The organism is Eubacterium ramulus ATCC 29099 (assembly GCF_000469345.1).
Classification (GTDB): Bacteria; Bacillota; Clostridia; order Lachnospirales; family Lachnospiraceae; genus Eubacterium_I; species Eubacterium_I ramulus.
The window spans coordinates 1-16,444 of sequence record NZ_KI271192.1; the positions used below are offsets into that span (position 1 = coordinate 1).

14 protein-coding genes are annotated in these 16,444 nt (G+C 43.6%); 3 read left to right on the forward strand and 11 right to left on the reverse strand.

Annotated features, from left to right (window positions below):
* The first annotated feature begins 87 nt into the window (after positions 1-87).
* Positions 88-1,038 (forward strand): flavodoxin family protein, encoded by a 951-nt coding sequence (locus HMPREF0373_RS15460; protein ID WP_022035379.1) that lies wholly within the window; start codon positions 88-90, stop codon positions 1,036-1,038.
* Positions 1,039-1,167: 129 nt separating this feature from the next.
* Here HMPREF0373_RS15460 and HMPREF0373_RS15465 read toward each other — a convergent pair whose 3' ends face one another.
* Complete coding sequence (locus HMPREF0373_RS15465; RefSeq protein ID WP_021740744.1) at positions 1,168-2,667, reverse strand: D-alanyl-D-alanine carboxypeptidase family protein; 1,500 nt, start codon at positions 2,665-2,667, stop codon at positions 1,168-1,170.
* 437 nt (positions 2,668-3,104) lie between these two features.
* On the opposite strand from HMPREF0373_RS15465, the gene trmB reads away from it, so the two are divergent.
* The gene (gene trmB / locus HMPREF0373_RS15470) at positions 3,105-3,749 is read left to right on the forward strand and encodes a tRNA (guanosine(46)-N7)-methyltransferase TrmB (RefSeq protein ID WP_021740746.1); all 645 of its coding nucleotides are present in this window, start codon (positions 3,105-3,107) and stop codon (positions 3,747-3,749) included.
* 70 nt (positions 3,750-3,819) lie between these two features.
* Here trmB and HMPREF0373_RS17675 read toward each other — a convergent pair whose 3' ends face one another.
* From HMPREF0373_RS17675 to metG, 6 genes are all read right to left on the reverse strand, one after another.
* A complete protein-coding gene (locus HMPREF0373_RS17675) occupies positions 3,820-4,242 on the reverse strand; it encodes a GIY-YIG nuclease family protein (protein WP_081695287.1) in 423 nt (140 codons plus the stop codon).
* 413 nt (positions 4,243-4,655) lie between these two features.
* Entirely contained in the window at positions 4,656-5,441 is a 786-nt protein-coding gene (locus HMPREF0373_RS15480) for a M23 family metallopeptidase (protein ID WP_021740749.1), read from the reverse strand.
* Between the two features lie 138 nt (positions 5,442-5,579).
* Positions 5,580-6,371, reverse strand: a complete 792-nt coding sequence (locus HMPREF0373_RS15485; protein ID WP_167618734.1) for a SpoIID/LytB domain-containing protein — start codon at positions 6,369-6,371, stop codon at positions 5,580-5,582.
* 218 nt (positions 6,372-6,589) lie between these two features.
* Positions 6,590-7,474 carry a 16S rRNA (adenine(1518)-N(6)/adenine(1519)-N(6))-dimethyltransferase RsmA gene (rsmA, locus tag HMPREF0373_RS15490; protein WP_021740751.1) on the reverse strand — a complete coding sequence of 295 codons (885 nt, stop codon included), beginning with the start codon at positions 7,472-7,474 and terminating at the stop codon, positions 6,590-6,592.
* A gap of 38 nt (positions 7,475-7,512) precedes the next feature.
* On the reverse strand, positions 7,513-8,280 hold the full coding sequence (locus HMPREF0373_RS15495; RefSeq protein WP_021740752.1) for a TatD family hydrolase: 768 nt from the start codon (positions 8,278-8,280) through the stop codon (positions 7,513-7,515).
* Positions 8,280-10,256 carry a methionine--tRNA ligase gene (gene metG / locus HMPREF0373_RS15500; RefSeq protein ID WP_044964975.1) on the reverse strand — a complete coding sequence of 659 codons (1,977 nt, stop codon included), beginning with the start codon at positions 10,254-10,256 and terminating at the stop codon, positions 8,280-8,282. The genes HMPREF0373_RS15495 and metG overlap by 1 nt, the downstream gene beginning before the upstream one ends.
* A gap of 366 nt (positions 10,257-10,622) precedes the next feature.
* Between metG and HMPREF0373_RS15505 the strand changes: the two genes are divergently transcribed.
* Positions 10,623-12,002, forward strand: a complete 1,380-nt coding sequence (locus HMPREF0373_RS15505) for an MATE family efflux transporter (protein ID WP_021740755.1) — start codon at positions 10,623-10,625, stop codon at positions 12,000-12,002.
* Positions 12,003-12,079: 77 nt separating this feature from the next.
* Here the strand turns inward: HMPREF0373_RS15505 and HMPREF0373_RS15510 are convergent, their stop codons facing one another.
* The 4 genes from HMPREF0373_RS15510 to HMPREF0373_RS15525 form a co-directional block, all read right to left on the reverse strand.
* Positions 12,080-12,541: an Hsp20/alpha crystallin family protein gene (locus tag HMPREF0373_RS15510; RefSeq protein WP_021740756.1), complete on the reverse strand. Its 462-nt coding sequence runs from the start codon at positions 12,539-12,541 to the stop codon at positions 12,080-12,082.
* Positions 12,542-12,738: 197 nt separating this feature from the next.
* The gene (locus HMPREF0373_RS15515; RefSeq protein ID WP_021740758.1) at positions 12,739-14,103 is read right to left on the reverse strand and encodes an MATE family efflux transporter; all 1,365 of its coding nucleotides are present in this window, start codon (positions 14,101-14,103) and stop codon (positions 12,739-12,741) included.
* A 289-nt stretch (positions 14,104-14,392) separates the two neighbouring features.
* The gene (locus HMPREF0373_RS15520; protein ID WP_021740759.1) at positions 14,393-14,878 is read right to left on the reverse strand and encodes a zinc ribbon domain-containing protein; all 486 of its coding nucleotides are present in this window, start codon (positions 14,876-14,878) and stop codon (positions 14,393-14,395) included.
* 266 nt (positions 14,879-15,144) lie between these two features.
* Positions 15,145-16,371 (reverse strand): aminotransferase class V-fold PLP-dependent enzyme, encoded by a 1,227-nt coding sequence (locus HMPREF0373_RS15525; RefSeq protein WP_021740760.1) that lies wholly within the window; start codon positions 16,369-16,371, stop codon positions 15,145-15,147.
* Positions 16,372-16,444: the final 73 nt, after the last annotated feature.

Sequence of the window (16,444 nt, forward strand, 5' to 3'; positions counted from 1 at the left end):
CCGCTTTCGCTACTTGCTCATGAACGCAGTCGGTTTGCGACCTGTTCGTTCAAACCAGTAAACGATATAAAAACAGGAGGTTTTACAATGAAGGTTTTAGGTATCGTGGCAGGACGCCACAACGGAAACAGCGAAATTTTAGTGAAAGAAGCTCTGCTTGCCTGTCAGGAGGCCGGTGCTGAGTGTAAACTCATCAACTTATTTGATTACAACATCGAGCACTGTACCGGATGCGAGGGATGTACCATGCAGATGGGTAACGTAGCAATGGGAAAAGCAGACAAATACAACGGCTGTATCCTGAAAGACAAAGATGACATGGACAAGATTGTTCAGGAAATGTACACCTGCAATGCTATCATCGTTGGTGTTCCTACATACGATCTGACTCCAAGCTCCCTGTATCTGAAATTCGCGCAGAGATTTCTGGCTTACGAGCTTTCTTTCCTGCTTGAGATCGGCGCAGTCAAAGAAGATCCGCATATGGTCGGCGGACTCATCGCAGTGGGCGGTTCCTGTCACGACTGGCAGACACTGGCTCTCGAAGGCATGAGTGCTACCATGTTCACTCAGTCTGTACAGGTTGTTGACCAGATGCTTTCTACCAGAAACGGACGTCCGGGTAATGTATTACTCCGTGACGAGCAGATTGAACGTGCCCACAAGATGGGGGAAAATATCATCAAAGCAATCAACACTCCGGTAGAAGAGCGTGGATGGCTCGGTGATGCAGATCAGGGAATGTGCCCGAGATGTCATTCCGCGCTGATCTACAAAGGCGACAAGCACTGGGATGGAATCGAATTCCCGTTTGAGTGCGCAGTTTGTGGTGCAGGCGGAGACCTTGTAAAAGATGAGAACGGTGAGTATAAATTTGTTCTGGCTGAGAACGGACTGATCCGTGACCGAAATGTAAATGCTGCCCGTGCTGAGCACTTAAACGAGATCATCAAGACAAGAATTGATTTCTTTGAACATATGGACGTGGTACAGCAGAAATATGGCAAATACAAAGAGCTGAAATTCCCGGCAATCTAAAGCAACTCATACTAATATACTAACGTAAATAGCAAAATCGGAGAAATTTTCCTCAGCGAGCGTCTAGCGAGTGAGAAAAATTTCTCCGATTTTGTCTTATATGATTTATATTATATTTAATTTTATGTCTTATTTCCGGCCACCCCGGCGGTTCCACTTCCGGTTGTTCCGGATAGTTTTATAACGGCGGTCCCGCGTATTTTTCCTGCGCCAGATCCGTCTGTGGTTATTTATCAGGAACCAGATGACAAGTACGATCACAATGGCAACAGCCACACTGCCGCCTGCCAGCAACAATTTATTTCTGCTGATAGAAAGACTTTTTTTCTTTCCGATGTCATTCTTTGCTGCATCTGACTTTGTCTTATCTGAAGAATCTGCTGCCACAGAAGTATCATTTTCCTTCGCACTCTCTGATTTCTGAATGGTTCCGGATTTTTCTCCAAACGGGTACTCCGCCACTTTTGCTCCGGTCGTCACTACATTCGCAGTTCCCACCTGGCGGCCACCATAAGAATACACCAGCGTTCCGAGGATACTTCCCCCGGCCTGATCGTAATTCACTTCTGTCTGGGTATCCAGAAAATTAGCAGCTGCCGGAAGGATGATCTGTGCATCATCTTCCACTTTTGCAAAGGCATTCCATTCCGTGAACAACGTGTTTTCCTGTTTATTTGTATTCTCATAGCGTGTCTCGTTCTGTGCCACATTATAAAGTTTGAAGTTTTCAAAACAATAGTCAAACAATGTTCTCGTATCAGCATACTGACCACCTGCCGTGCAATTCATGACTACACAGATCAGTGTCATACCATCTTTTTCAGCAAACGTAACCAGTGTATTTCCGGCATCGGATGTCCAGCCGGTCTTGCCGCCGATACAGTATTCATACAGATTCTGACGGCCTTTGTATGCGCTGATCATCTGGTGGTGGTTGTTCAACGGCGTCGGATCCGCATGTTTATTTGTTGGTGGAATCTCATAGCGCACTGTACCTACGATTTTGCGGAACATACTGTTCTTAATAGCCTCTCTGGAAATCAGCGCCATATCACGGGCACTAACCACATGCGCCGGATCCGGCAGACCGTTACAGTTATTAAAATGTGTATTGGTGCAGCCAAGTTCTGCTGCCTTGGCATTCATCATATCGATAAATTTCTGATAATCACCGCCGCCTACATGTTCTGCCACTGCATAGGAACACTCATTGGCAGATTCCAGCATGATACCATACAGACACTGCTCCAGTGTCATTTCCTCATCCAGATCTCTGGCAATATGGGACGTACCGCCCTCATTTTCATATACAGCTGTCGCAGAAAAATGCACCATCTCGTCGAGATTGCAATTTTCCAATGCCAGCAGTGTCGTCATGATCTTGGTAATACTTGCCGGATAACGCGGCGTATCTGCATCCTTTTCATATAAAACCGTTCCGGTGGACGCATCCATGATGATTGCACTGGCTGCCTGAACCGCCGGTCCCGTTGGCCACTGTGCAGCCTGTTCCTGGATATCAGTACCTGTATCCGTGCCTTCTGCATATGCCGGAATTGCACCATAAACACCTGCTGCCATCGCCACACACAGAAAAATGCCTGTCATTCTCTTTAAAAATTTTCTCATTTTTTCCTCCAAATATGGCAAACAGCACCATTATCCATCGCGTTTGCATACTTTGTATCTTTCACTCTATTTTTCCCACAAATCTGCTGATTATCATCTTTTTTCTCAGATACATGCAGAAAAATCTGTATAAATTTGGAATTCACACAACTACTATCATAGCAAAATTTCGATACTCCGTCCAGTAAAAACGCCGCTTCCGCACCAGGAAACAGGACATATCATGCAAAATTCATGATATCTTAATAAAATGCACTGCATTTATCCTCCAAACAACTGTAATTTACTTGTCGCAATTCGCATCTTATAGTAAAATACCAGACAGACATAAAACTGTTTTACATCTGACATTTCAATCATGGGAATCAGAACGATTGCGATTCCTTTGTTTTTACAATGATATGTTGAAACTTTACAAAAGAAAGGACTAATTTTATATGAGATTAAGAAATGTACCCGGTTCCCGGGAGGCTATCGCCGAGCATCCATTGTGTATTCTCGAGGAAAATCCTCAGGCCGGAAACTGGCATACAGTTTTTGGAAATAATCATCCGATTCACATTGAAGTAGGTATGGGAAAAGGCCAGTTTATCACAACACTGGCACAGCAGAATCCGGAAATCAACTATATCGGTATTGAAAAATATTCCAGCGTGCTTATCCGTGCTCTGGAAAAAACAGATGCACTGGAGACACTGCCGGAAAACCTGCGTTTTGTCCGTATGGATGCTGAAAATATCTGCAATATGTTCGCTGAACATGAAGTAGACCGCATTTATCTGAACTTTTCCGATCCGTGGCCCAAAGACAGACATGCGAAACGACGTCTGACTTCCACGACTTACCTCGGCAGATATGATAAGATCCTGAAACCGGAAGGTCATGTAGAATTTAAGACCGATAACAAAGATCTGTTTCAGTTTTCTCTGGAGCAGGTGGAACCGGCAGGCTGGCATCTGGATGCCTTCACCTGGGATCTGCACCATGATGAAACATTGAATCAGGGAAATGTCATGACTGAATATGAGCAGAAGTTTTCCTCTATGGGAAATCCGATCTGCAAACTTATTGTTTCCCGATAACCAGACCGCAACAGATAAAAAACTGCCCCCAAAGGCAGTTTTTTATCTGTTTCCTCTTTCTCGCAAAACTTTATCCCAGCAACTCCAGTTCTGTTCCTGTCAGTTCCAAGCGCCATTCTTCTGTTCCAAGAAGATTCAGTTTTTCTCTTTTTGTAAATCGTTTGATCCGCGCTTCCCGGCTCATTGCCTCTGACTTTGTATCATGCACTTCCAGATACACAAGTTCCAGCGGTCCCCGTCCCCGGGTATATTTCGCTCCTTTTCCACTGCGATGCTGTTCCAGACGTGCTGCAATATCATTTGTCCATCCGGTATAGAGACTTCCGTCCCCGCATTTCAAAATATATGTATAGTTTCTTGCAGCTGCATTCCCACTCGGTTTTTCTGCTTTTTTTCTTGCAGATTCTGTTGATTGTTCATCTGCTTTTTTTACGGAGGCATTTTTTGTTTCTGTCTCTGCCGTTTTTTTTGTGTTCTCTGTTGTCACTCTCATTTTATTCCCATTTTTTATTCTGATCATCTCACTTTGTAGTATGCTTTTGCATCTGTACGATCAGGTATTTATACTATTGCTTTTTTTATGTTTGTATCCCGAGATGCCACATCAAAATCTCTGGTTTTCCATCATTCATGGCATCTCAGGCACTCTTATAAAAAGCAATCGACGTACTGTATTTTATTCAGGTCAGGAATCGGTTCTCCGACTGAAAAAGATTTGTTATTACTCATCACTTGCAGAAGCGAAATCTCAATTCAGATTGAGATAACCGTCTTTTTCTGAAGTAAAACTGTATCATTTTTATATCGATTGCGAATTTTGATCTCTATATTGTTATTATACACAATTCCGAATAAAATGTGTGCTGCAAATACGATCCGCAAAACATTCTGAGATCAAATCATTACTTATCTTATATAATCCATTGGATTCACCGGTTTTCCTTCTTTTGTCATGGCAAAATACAGGTTGGCTCCCTCCACGGAATAGTATTTTGTCGGTTCTGCCAGATATCCAATGGTGTCTCCCTGGCTGACATAATCACCGGCTGACACTTCCAGTTCCTTGAGCTGTCCGTAGATGGCCTGATAGCTGTCTCCCAGCCCAATGGTCACCGTCTGTCCGGTTTCTGCGGTGGTATCCACACCGATAACCTGTCCATCGGAAGCAGCCACTACACGGTCATTTACTGCCCCGGCAATGATCAGTGCCGGATTATATTTATACTGATCCAATGTGGCAAAATATACCGAACGATCCATGCTGTAATTCAGAATTACATCGCCCTCCAACGGCCAGCCAATGGTATCTGTCGCCGCAAAGTGCAGCACCGGTTCTTCATTGGTCTGTACCTGCTGATATACTGCCGTCGTGTCTGTGCTTCCCTGCACGGTATCCGTCTGCGCTAGGGCAGAACTGTCTGCCTGATTGCTGACCGTATTTTCAGTCTGCTGATCCGGCTTCTGTGTCACCATGGTCTCCTGCGTATCATCCGCATTTGTGGTATTCTGTGTTTCAGCGGTATCCGTCTGCTCCGCCAGAGTCACCTGCTCCTGCTGTTCCTGTTTTTCTGCACGCTTTTCGTATTGATATGCGCCCATCATGGCCACTACTGCCACCAATGTGACCACGCCTGCTGTCAAATATGATTTCTGTCTATGAATAAGTACCCGTCGTCTTTCTTTTTTTTCCATTTTTCTCCTCCAGATTCCGCCATCGGCTGCTGTTTTACTTTTATTCTTTCCGGAAAAATGAAAAACTATTCAATACAGAAATTAATTATTTCAGGCTTTTGACCCTGACATCATAAATTATGTAAAATCATATAATCATTACCAGTGTTCTAACGTAACATCCTGATAATAATATTTCAGAATGTCCTGGTAATTCTTCCCCTGTTTTGCCAGTTCGTTGGCACCGTATTGGCTCAGACCGAGCCCATGCCCAATGCCTTTTGTCAAAATCCGTATCTTTCCATCCAGCTCTGAAAAATAGAAACAGGCTGAATTCAAATGCAGTGCCTGACGTACTGCCTCGCCGTTTGCCACCGTCCTTCCACAGGTGACCTCCGTCACATAACCGGCGCTGTCTCTGACTGTCAGTTCCAGTGCTCCCGGCAAATTTTCCGCCTGTGGAGCATCCTCCTGAAACAACGATGCCAATGCATCTGCCATCTGCTGTTTTTCCATATAGCTGATGCTTAAGAATCCATCCGCCAGCATATCATCCGGGCTATCCACGCTCTGCAGATACACTGCGGCTTCCTGCCCCGGAACTTCCGATGCATTTCGGGTTTTGCAATTTGCCGCATAATGGTATGCCGCCTGGATTGGCTGATGTTCAACGGTCAGGATCTCACCACGCGTCTCCTTCACAGCCTGTCTGAATTTCTCCATATTTTTCTCATAGGCAGATGCTCCCCACAATGTCATTAAGTCTTCTGTTCCACCCGGCTCCAGCCAATCTCTTTTTCCCTGTGCATCATCACTCTGATTTTTCAGATACATTCCCCAGAGGTTCGTTCTGGCAATGACTGCCTGCGCTTTCAGTGTTTCTGTTCTGCTTCCAACAGAAACCTCCTTTGCGACCACAAAAGGCAGTGCCTCTTCGATCTGTTGCTGCACAGGATCCGCCTGTCTCCCTCCGAAGCCTCCCTCTACCCAGAGCATCAACAGGAAGGGAACAAAAATAACCAATATAAAAATTGAGCCATAAAGTTTGAATTTTTCTTTCATTCTAAACTTTATGACTCAGATTATTATTTATTCCACAGATACTTTATTCTTATACAAAATCCTTTGATTCCTTCAAGCCAAACGCATGAGATATTCTTATCTGATCATTACATATCAGAAAAAGCATTGGATAACGCTGCAAATTCAGCCAGCGTCAGTGCCTCTCCACGGATTGTCAGCGGTTTGCCGATGGTTGTGATCGCCGCCTCGATCTGTTCTTTGCTAAAATTAATCTCACCGGAATTTTTCAATCCATTGACCAGTGTCTTTCTACGCTGATTGAAGGATGCACGGATAATACGAAACATCAGCTTCTCATCTTTGACATCAACCACAGGTGTCTCATGTCTTGTCAGACGGATCACTGCGGAACCGACATTTGGCCGAGGCATAAAGCAGTTCGGAGGAACATTTGCTACAATCTCCGGATTTGCATAATACTGTACCGCCAGAGACAGGGCACCATATTCTTTGGAACCGGGTCCGGTTTTCATACGGTCTGCAACTTCCTTCTGCACCATGATCGTGATGCTCTCGATAGGTACATGACTCTCGAAAAGTCCCATGATGATCGGTGTCGTAATGTAATATGGCAGATTTGCCACCACCTTGATCGGACGGCCACCGTTTTTCTCTTCCACCAGTTTGTTGATATCCACTTTTAAAATATCTTCATTGATGACAGTTACATTGTCAAATGCTTTCAGCGTATCACCTTCCAGAATCGGGATCAGCACTTTGTCAATCTCCACTGCCACAACCTCACGGGCTGCGCAGGCAAGATACTGGGTCATGGTACCGATACCCGGTCCGATTTCAAGCACAAAATCATCCGGTGTAATACCAGCCTCATCGATGATGCGCTCCAGCACATGGGTATCGATCAGGAAATTCTGACCGAACTTTTTCTGAAATGCAAATTTATAACGGTTTAATACCGCAATGGTCTCCTGCGGATTTCCAAGATACGGTTTTGGTCTGTTTTCACTCATATGATTCTCCTATATTTCAACGATTCAGAGCCATCTTATCAAATAATTGCAAATAACTTCTTTGCATTTTCTTCGGTAACAGCAATCACTTCTTCTTTGGAAATTCCTTTCAGATCTGCGATTTCCTGCGCCACATAATCAATGTATGCGGAATTGTTACGTTTTCCACGAAATGGTGTCGGTGCCATATACGGGCTGTCCGTTTCCAGTAAAATGCGCTCCAGCGGAATCTGTCTGGCAGTTTCTTTTGCCTTTTTTGCATTTTTAAATGTAACCACACCGCCGAGTCCGATATGATATCCGAGCTTTACATATTCCTGTGCCATCTCCGGAGAATAGGAATAACAATGGATCACGCCACGCTGACCTTTTCCTCTGGCTGCGATCAGATCAAAGGTATCTTTTGCCGCATCTCTGCTGTGCACCGCAATCGGCAGATCCAGTTCTTTCGCCAGTTCCATCTGCTTTACAAACCAGTACTTCTGCACTTCGTGCGGCTGAACATCCCAATGATAATCAAGACCAATTTCACCGATAGCGACTACTTTTTCTTCCATGCGGGCGGTTTCCCGCAGACGGGCAAAAGACTCCTCGTTTAAATCTCCCACCTCATCCGGATGAATGCCAACGGCCGCATAGACAAAGGGATATTGATGCGCCAGCTCCACACTGCGCCAACAGCCTTCCAAAGACGCACCGACATTTATGATCGTGCCGACATTCTGCTCTGCCATTCCGCGCAGCAGAGCATCTCTGTCTGTATCAAACTGTTCATCATCATAATGTGCATGTGTATCAAAAATCATTAGCAGATCTCCGCTCCGGATGGCATTGCTTTCTCCGGTGTCATCAGGGACAGATTACCCTCTGCATCCTCTGCACATAACAGCATACCTTCGGAAAGCACACCTGCCAGTTTTGCCGGTTTCAGGTTTACAAGTACCATCACTTTCTTGCCAACCATCTCTTCCGGTGTGTAATGTTTCTGGATTCCGGAAACGATCTGTTTTACCTGGCTTCCGATTTTCACCTGGGAGCAAAGCAGTTTTTTGGATTTTTTCACTTTTTCACAGGCAATGATCTCACCAACCTGGAACTGCATTTTTCCAAAATCCTCAAAAGAAATCTCTTCCTTTGGTTCGATGTCGATCACTTCCTCATCAGCTTCTGCTTCCCTGGCCGGTGCTTCTTCTGTAACCTGCGGATGAAGTTCTTCTACTTTTTTCATAACTTCTGCAAGATCCAGACGTGCAAACAGGATTTCCGGTGTATCCGTTACTTTCAAACCATTCTCACGCAGACCAAAGGTTGCCAGATCGTCAAAATCACGCTCTGCGCCGTTGATCTGAGCAAGGATTTTTGCAGATGTCTCAGGCAGATAGCTCTTTAACAGCTCTGCACCGATATTGATACTCTCTACCAGATTATAGAGAACCTCTGCCAGACGATCCTGTTTTGCCTCATCTTTTGCAAGTGCCCAAGGCATCGTCTCGTCAATATATTTATTGCATCTCTTGAATAAGGTAAATACTTCTGAAATTGCATCTGCCACACGCAGCTGATCCATTTTTGCAGCTACCTTGTCGCGGGTTCCTGTTACAACTGCTTTCAGGTCAGCATCTACGTCTTCCTCAACGCCTGTTTTGTTTACCACGCCGCCAAAATATTTGTTGCTCATGGAGATCGTACGGTTTACAAGGTTTCCAAGCGTATTTGCAAGATCCGAGTTTACACGCTCCACCATCAGTTCCCAGGAAATCGTGCCGTCATTTTCAAACGGCATCTCATGAAGCACGAAGTAACGGACTGCATCTACGCCGAAGAAATCTACCAGCTCGTCTGCATACAGTACGTTGCCCTTGGATTTACTCATTTTTCCATCGCCCTGAAGCAGCCACGGATGACCAAATACCTGTTTCGGTAGCGGAAGATCCAGAGCCATCAGAAAGATCGGCCAGTAAATCGTATGGAAACGAATGATATCTTTACCGATCAGATGAAGATCTGCCGGCCAGTTTTTCTTGAACAGATCTGAAGAATTTCCATCTGCATCGTAACCGATCTTTGTAATATAGTTTGTCAGCGCATCCAGCCATACATATACGACATGCTTCGGATCAAAATCTACCGGAATACCCCAGCTGAAAGAAGTTCTGGATACACACAGATCCTGTAATCCCGGCAGCAGGAAGTTGTTCATCATCTCATTTTTTCTGGAAACCGGCTGGATAAATTCCGGATGTGTATTGATATAGTCGATCAAACGATCCGCATATTTGCTCATTTTGAAGAAATATGCTTCCTCCTGAGCCGGCTGAACCTCACGACCGCAGTCCGGGCATTTGCCGTCTACCAGCTGAGACTCTGTGAAGAAAGACTCACACGGTGTGCAGTACATTCCTTCATAATATCCTTTGTAAATATCTCCCTGATCGTACAGTCTTTTGAAGATTTTCTGCACCTGTTTCTCATGATCTTCATCCGTTGTACGGATGAAGTTGTCATAAGAAGCATTCATCAAATCCCAGATGCGTTTTACTTCTCCGGCAGTCTTATCGACATACTCCTTCGGTGTCACACCGGCTGCTTCTGCCTTTAACTCGATTTTCTGACCATGCTCGTCTGTTCCGGTCTGGAAGTATACGTCATAACCTTCCTGTCGTTTGTAACGGGCAATACTGTCTGCCAGTACGATCTCATAAGTATTTCCAATGTGCGGTTTGCCTGATGTGTAGGCAATCGCTGTTGTCATATAATATTTTCCTTTGCAGGTTTTACACATAATCAAATCACTCCTTTTGGGTTTTATACGGACGAATTTTTCTTTTTTTCCTAGTAGTTAAGCGTATCACAGGCACCCTGAAAAGTCAATGAAGCAGACAGGCATAAAGCTGGTTTTCAGCAAAGATTTTTACAAAGCAATGCTCATTTACTCTGCAATTCTGCCGGAGGCTATATCTTTGCATATTTCTATATTGATTCTTACAAATAAGAAGCGTTATAATAGATTCAATGAAAAAATTCTATAAAGTTTCAGGGAAAATGCAATATATACTTATATACATAACACATGAGTATTTTTTCTGGAACTTTATTTTGCGTGAAACATTCTTTTATACAAGTTACAACAGAAGGGAGTCTATCAAATATGGGGATTGCATTACACAAGAAAAAGACATCACATTCTACCCTGATGACAGAAGGAAGTATCTGGAAACATATTTTATTTTTTTCTATTCCGCTAATTCTGGGAAATATGCTTCAGCAGTTATATAATACGGTCGACTCGATCGTGGTCGGAAATTTCCTTGGAAGTGAAGCTCTGGCTGCCGTCGGTTCCAGTTCTTCCCTGATCATGCTGCTGATTTCTTTCAGTATGGGAGCCGGTGCCGGTGCCGGTGTTATTGTCTCCCAGTTTATCGGTGCACAGAACAAAAAAGGAATCCATGAGTCCGTACATACTGCACTGGCAATTGCATTGATCCTCGGCGTTGTCCTGACTGCTGCCGGTCTTATTCTGTCTCCGCAGATTCTTCGCTGGATGGGCACACCAGAAGAAGTTATGCCTCAATCCATCACTTATCTGCGGCTTTATTTCGCAGGCGTGATCTTCAGTATTCTTTATAATATGGCAAGTGGCATTTTGAACGCTGTCGGCAATTCCAAGCGCGCATTATTATATCTGGCAATTGCTTCTTTTACCAATATTATACTGGATCTGTTATTTATCCCCGTCTTAAAGATGGGCATTGCCGGCGCTGCGATTGCGACAGATATCAGTCAGCTGCTCTCTGCCGTACTCTGTATGCTTTATCTGATGCGTGTAAATGAAAGCTACAAAGTAGTCTTGAGAAAAATCCGGATTCATAAAACGGTTGCTATCCGTATTATCCAGGTTGGTGTACCGACCGCCATCCAGAATACCGTAATTTCTTTTGCAAATGTTCTGGTTCAGGCCAGTGTCAACAGCTATGGTGCGCTCGCCATGGCGGGATTTGCGGCATATATCAAGATCGACGGATTTAACATTCTGCCCGTCATGAGTTTCAGTATGGCAGCTACTACTTTTTCCGGACAGAATTACGGAGCCGGCAATATGGAGCGTGTGCGGAAAGGCATGCGGGTCACTGTTGCCATGGGTGTTATTTACTGTATCTGCGTCGGCAGTATCCTGCTATTGTTTGCACATCCGCTGATCGGTATCTTTTCCAAAGATCCGACGGTCATCGAATTTGGTGTAAGAGCCATGCTGTACTTCTGCCCATTTTATTTCCTGCTGGCCATTATGCATGGACTGGCAGGCGCCATCCGCGGAATCGGAAAATCTGTTCCGCCAATGGTCATTATCCTGTTCTCACTCTGTGTTTACCGCGTGATCTGGATCCGGCTGGCAGTACCACATATTCCAACCATTGATGGTGTATACATGGTATATCCGATTTCCTGGTTGATCGGTGCAATATTAATGATTGTTTATACCAAAACAGCGTTTCCGAAACAAGCATCAACGCAAAATATCTCTTTGTAATTCTTTGACAAAAAAATCCCCGGCAGGATCTATTTCCTGCCAGGGATTTTTATTTAGGGAGAGATAAAGCGTTCAGATTAACCTTCAATGGCAATAAATTTGTTTTTCTCTTCTACTGCTTTCTGCTCTTTTTTCGGAACGGTAAAGCTTAAAATACCATTCTCATATTTCGGATGGATATCTTCTACTGCTACATGCTCGCCCACATAGAAGCTTCTGCTCATAGCACCTGCGTAACGTTCACGTCTTACATATTTCTTATCCTTCTGCTCTTCATCTTTGTCAAGACCTTTTGCTGCGCTGACGGTTAATGTACCGTTTTCCAGTTTCATTGTGATCTCATCTTTCTTGAAGCCCGGAAGATCGATATCTACTTCATATCCGTTTTCGGTATCTTTGACATCTGTCTTCATTATGTTTTTAGCATGTTTACCATACAAAGCTTTCTCAATATTTGCACTGTCTGTAAAATCCGGGAATGCAAAGTCGTTCATAAAATCATCAAATAAGTTTTCTCCAAAAATTCTAGGCATCATCATAAGTCATTACTCCTTTCAGTAATTGTCTTTATTGTCTGCACATTCGGAGTAACCGAAGTGTTGTTCTCATTGAGCATTGGATTTTTGGATCTTCGGAACTTTTCTTTGTTCCTTTTATCTCTCTTCCTTTGTTCTATCTGTACTATAGCACCTATTATTAGCCATGTCAACACTCGAGTGCTAATTTCACAGTTTTTTCACATTTTATTGCTTTCATTTTTTCTTATTCTCTTTAAAAACAGATATCCCACAAGACACGCAATCACTTCGGTAATGGGAAAAGCCCACCAGATTAACGAAACCCCTATCTGACCGTTTCTGACAAACCAAGAAAAAATCCCAGCTAATGGTAAGATGATCACAAGCTGTCTCAAAAGCGAAATAATTAATGATTCCACACCACCGTCCAGTGCCTGATAAATCCCCTGATAAGCAACATTAATTCCAGCAAATAAAAAGCTGACAGAAATCACCCGCATTGCACTGATAAAGTATACCCGCGACTCTCCCGCATTAAACAGCGTAGCAAATGCTCCGGGGAAAATCTCTGTAATTGCAATGCCAAAAATCATTAATACAATGGTATAGATCAAACCATATCTGATTCCATCCTGGATTCTCTTCCTGCTTCTCATTCCATAAGCAAATGCAAGGATCGGAGTGATTGCATCTCTGAGTCCAAACGCAAGAAACAGAACAAACTGCTGTACTTTATAGAACAGACCATATGCTGTCTGTGCTGACGGATCAAACTTTAGAATCAGATTCATTACATAAACCATAATAGACATCAATGCCTGCGCAATGATCGCCGGAAGACCAATTGCATAGATTTCCTTTATAATCCCCGTATCCAGCTTCATAAATTTCACCCCATGTTCAAATTCTTTATTCAGTTTCATATGGAAAATGAATAATAAAACTGCAGATACCACCTGACCGATCACGGTTGCGTAAGCTGCTCCTTTTACACCCATTTCCGGAACCGATCCAATACCATAGATCATAATCGGATCCAGAATGATATTTACAACTGCTCCGACCACCTGTCCGATTGTAGAATAAAGAGAACGTCCCGTTGCCTGAAGTAATTTTTCAAATAAAGAAAAAAAGATAATTCCAAAAGAAATCACACAACATATCCGCAGATAACTGACACCCATTTCGAGCACTTCAGTATCTACTGTCTGAGATGAAATATACGCTTTCACTCCAAAGATGCCAAAAAGAAAACATGCGACGTAAATGATTACACCCAGAAACAGACTATTTCCTGCTACCTTCGCAGCTTTTTTACTGTTTCCCTGCCCCAGTGTCCTTGCCAGAAGTGCATTGGTTCCTACACCTGTTCCAATTCCAACTGCAACCATAAGCATCTGAACCGGAAATACCAAAGTCAAAGCATTTAATGCTGCTTCACTGCCCACTTTCATATTTCCTACAAATGCACTGTCTACAATGTTGTAAACCGCCTGTAATGCCATTGATAGAATCATTGGGATTCCCATCTGAATCATCAGCTTATTCACCGGCATATCTCTCATCTTGTTACTTTCTGCCATTTTATTTCCATTCCTCCCTTTTCTGCATCAAAAAAAGTGTGGTTCTGTCATATAAGCTGGACTTACGCTGGCAGGCTACACACTTTTTCTTACAAATATTAGATTTAACTACGCGCGAATGTACATCATCTGCACGAAATGTCTTTTATTTGATAGAAAATTCGATACAATTTTCTACCAAACAGAAAAACGAGTAGCTGGTAAACTGGATTTACGCTTACTCGCTACTCGTTTGTAGTCATTATATTTCCTGTTTTTCTAAAAGTCAAACAGATTTTTGCATCACTTTTTATTCTTCTGTCTTCTCTTCGTCTTCAAATGCTTCCTCTTCTACCGGAGCATCCTCTTCCTCTGATTCCGCAGTTTCCTCATCTGCTTCTTCCTCAGAATCTACTACTTCACCTTCATATACTTCCGGCTCCGGTTTCTCACATTTTGCACCGCAGGAAGAACAAAAATTCGCATCATCAGCAACAGCTGCACCACACTCCGGACATCTTCTGATTCCGCGAATACCATCTTTCGCAGCTTTCAGTTCACCGATTTCTTCAAACGCTGCTTTAATCTCGTCAATCTGTGTATATTCGGAATTCTCATCATCCTTATGTGCATGATAATATGCCTGACCAAGATCCTGATAAAGTTTACGGATTGCACCTTCGCGTTCCTGGATATCTAATGCGATTCGCGCTGTATCTTTAATTTCCTTTGCTTTGCTTAATCCTGTTTTTCCTGCTGCTGAAATTGTGTTTCCTAATTTGTCAAAAAAAGCCATTTTCAAAACCCCTTTCTGTGTACGTTCATTGCGTCATTGCAGATTCAAGCAGTATGAAAAATCTGTGAAATTCTGCATTAATTATGATAACTTTTTCTATATTATACCGCAATTTCGCCATGACACAAGGAATTTTCTATAAACTTTTTATTAATTACAACCGGTTCTCATGCTGAAAAAGGACAGCACGCTTAGGTGCTGCCCTCTCCAAAATTGATTTATAATGTTCCTTTCGGAACAGTCTCACAAAATATCCCCATACTATTCTATCGTTTTATCCTCTCAAAAAAAGCAATTACTTTTTCTGTGTATTCGCCAAGTTTTTTCATTTCTTCCATCGTATTGTAAAATGCCGGAGAAATACGAATCACTGTGTCTAATCCCATTTTATTCACGATTGGCTGCGCACACATACTTCCTGTCCGCACTGCCACACCATATTTGTCGATCATACTTGCAAAATCATAAGGATGCACACCATCGATCTGAATGGAAATACAGCCTGCCCGCTGTTTTGGATGCCCCAATATGTTCACCTGTGGAATAGCCTCTAAAACTTCTTCTGCCTTCTTTATCAGCTCTTCTTCATAGGAAGCCATTCGCTCAATTCCGATGTCCATCAGATAATCCAGGGCCGCGCCCCAGGTGATGATTCCACTGTAATTCGGTGTGCCTGCTTCCAGCCGCGCCGGAAGCTCGGCAAACGTTGTTTTTTCTTCTGTCACAATGTCGATCATGCCGCCACCGTAACGATATGGCTGCATTTCATTCAGCCATTTTTCACGTACAAACAGACAGCCGACACCCGTCGGTCCCATCATTTTATGGGCGGAAAAGCCAAGAAAATCACATTGCAATCCTGCCAGGTCAAAAGTTCGATGGCGCACCGCCTGTGCAGCATCAATATACACCGGAATTTCATATTCTTTCGCCCATGCGATCAGTGTTTCGATATCAACCACGGTTCCCGTTACATTGGATACAGCGGTGACTGCCAGCAATTTCACTTTATCTGACAGCATCTTGTGTGCTGCATCCATATCCAATTCACCATCCACGGTCGGAATCATGCGAAACTCCGCTCCGCATTCCTGACAGACCTGCTGCCACACAACAAAGTTGGCATGATGCTCAAGCTCTGTGGAGAGCACCACATCGCCCGGCTGCAATACATGACGCAGGAAGCTCTGCGCCACCAGATTTGCAGAATCCGTCGCTCCGGAAGTGAAGATGATCTCTCCCTGATTCTCTGCATGCAAAAAATCTTTTAGCTTATTCCGCACTGCTTCCATATGCATCGTGGACTGTTCACTTAAATAATGGATTCCTCGGTGCACATTCGCATTATACTTTGTATAATGCTCCACAAAACAATCCAGCACCTGCTGCGGCAACTGTGTCGTCGCCGCATTATCCAGATAGATCAGATCTTTTCCATGTATTTTTTCTTTTAGAATCGGAAAATCTTCCCGAATTTCCTCCCATGTACGCATGTTTTCTCTCCTTTTTACTCACATGTACGCTCGGAATCTTTTAATTCAAGTCGAACGCACGTGAGACTTGGTG

Excerpts from the sequence above, each read along its gene's own strand:
- HMPREF0373_RS15460 (WP_022035379.1), top strand. The coding sequence starts at position 88 with ATGAAGGTTTTAGGTATCGTGGCAGGACGCCACAACGGAAACAGCGAA.
- HMPREF0373_RS15465 (WP_021740744.1), bottom strand. The coding sequence starts at position 2,667 with ATGAGAAAATTTTTAAAGAGAATGACAGGCATTTTTCTGTGTGTGGCG.
- trmB (WP_021740746.1), top strand. The coding sequence starts at position 3,105 with ATGAGATTAAGAAATGTACCCGGTTCCCGGGAGGCTATCGCCGAGCAT.
- HMPREF0373_RS17675 (WP_081695287.1), bottom strand. The coding sequence starts at position 4,242 with ATGAGAGTGACAACAGAGAACACAAAAAAAACGGCAGAGACAGAAACA.
- HMPREF0373_RS15480 (WP_021740749.1), bottom strand. The coding sequence starts at position 5,441 with ATGGAAAAAAAAGAAAGACGACGGGTACTTATTCATAGACAGAAATCA.
- rsmA (WP_021740751.1), bottom strand. The coding sequence starts at position 7,474 with ATGAGTGAAAACAGACCAAAACCGTATCTTGGAAATCCGCAGGAGACC.
- HMPREF0373_RS15495 (WP_021740752.1), bottom strand. The coding sequence starts at position 8,280 with ATGATTTTTGATACACATGCACATTATGATGATGAACAGTTTGATACA.
- metG (WP_044964975.1), bottom strand. The coding sequence starts at position 10,256 with ATGTGTAAAACCTGCAAAGGAAAATATTATATGACAACAGCGATTGCC.
- HMPREF0373_RS15505 (WP_021740755.1), top strand. The coding sequence starts at position 10,623 with ATGGGGATTGCATTACACAAGAAAAAGACATCACATTCTACCCTGATG.
- HMPREF0373_RS15510 (WP_021740756.1), bottom strand. The coding sequence starts at position 12,541 with ATGATGATGCCTAGAATTTTTGGAGAAAACTTATTTGATGATTTTATG.
- HMPREF0373_RS15515 (WP_021740758.1), bottom strand. The coding sequence starts at position 14,103 with ATGGCAGAAAGTAACAAGATGAGAGATATGCCGGTGAATAAGCTGATG.
- HMPREF0373_RS15520 (WP_021740759.1), bottom strand. The coding sequence starts at position 14,878 with ATGGCTTTTTTTGACAAATTAGGAAACACAATTTCAGCAGCAGGAAAA.
- HMPREF0373_RS15525 (WP_021740760.1), bottom strand. The coding sequence starts at position 16,371 with ATGCGTACATGGGAGGAAATTCGGGAAGATTTTCCGATTCTAAAAGAA.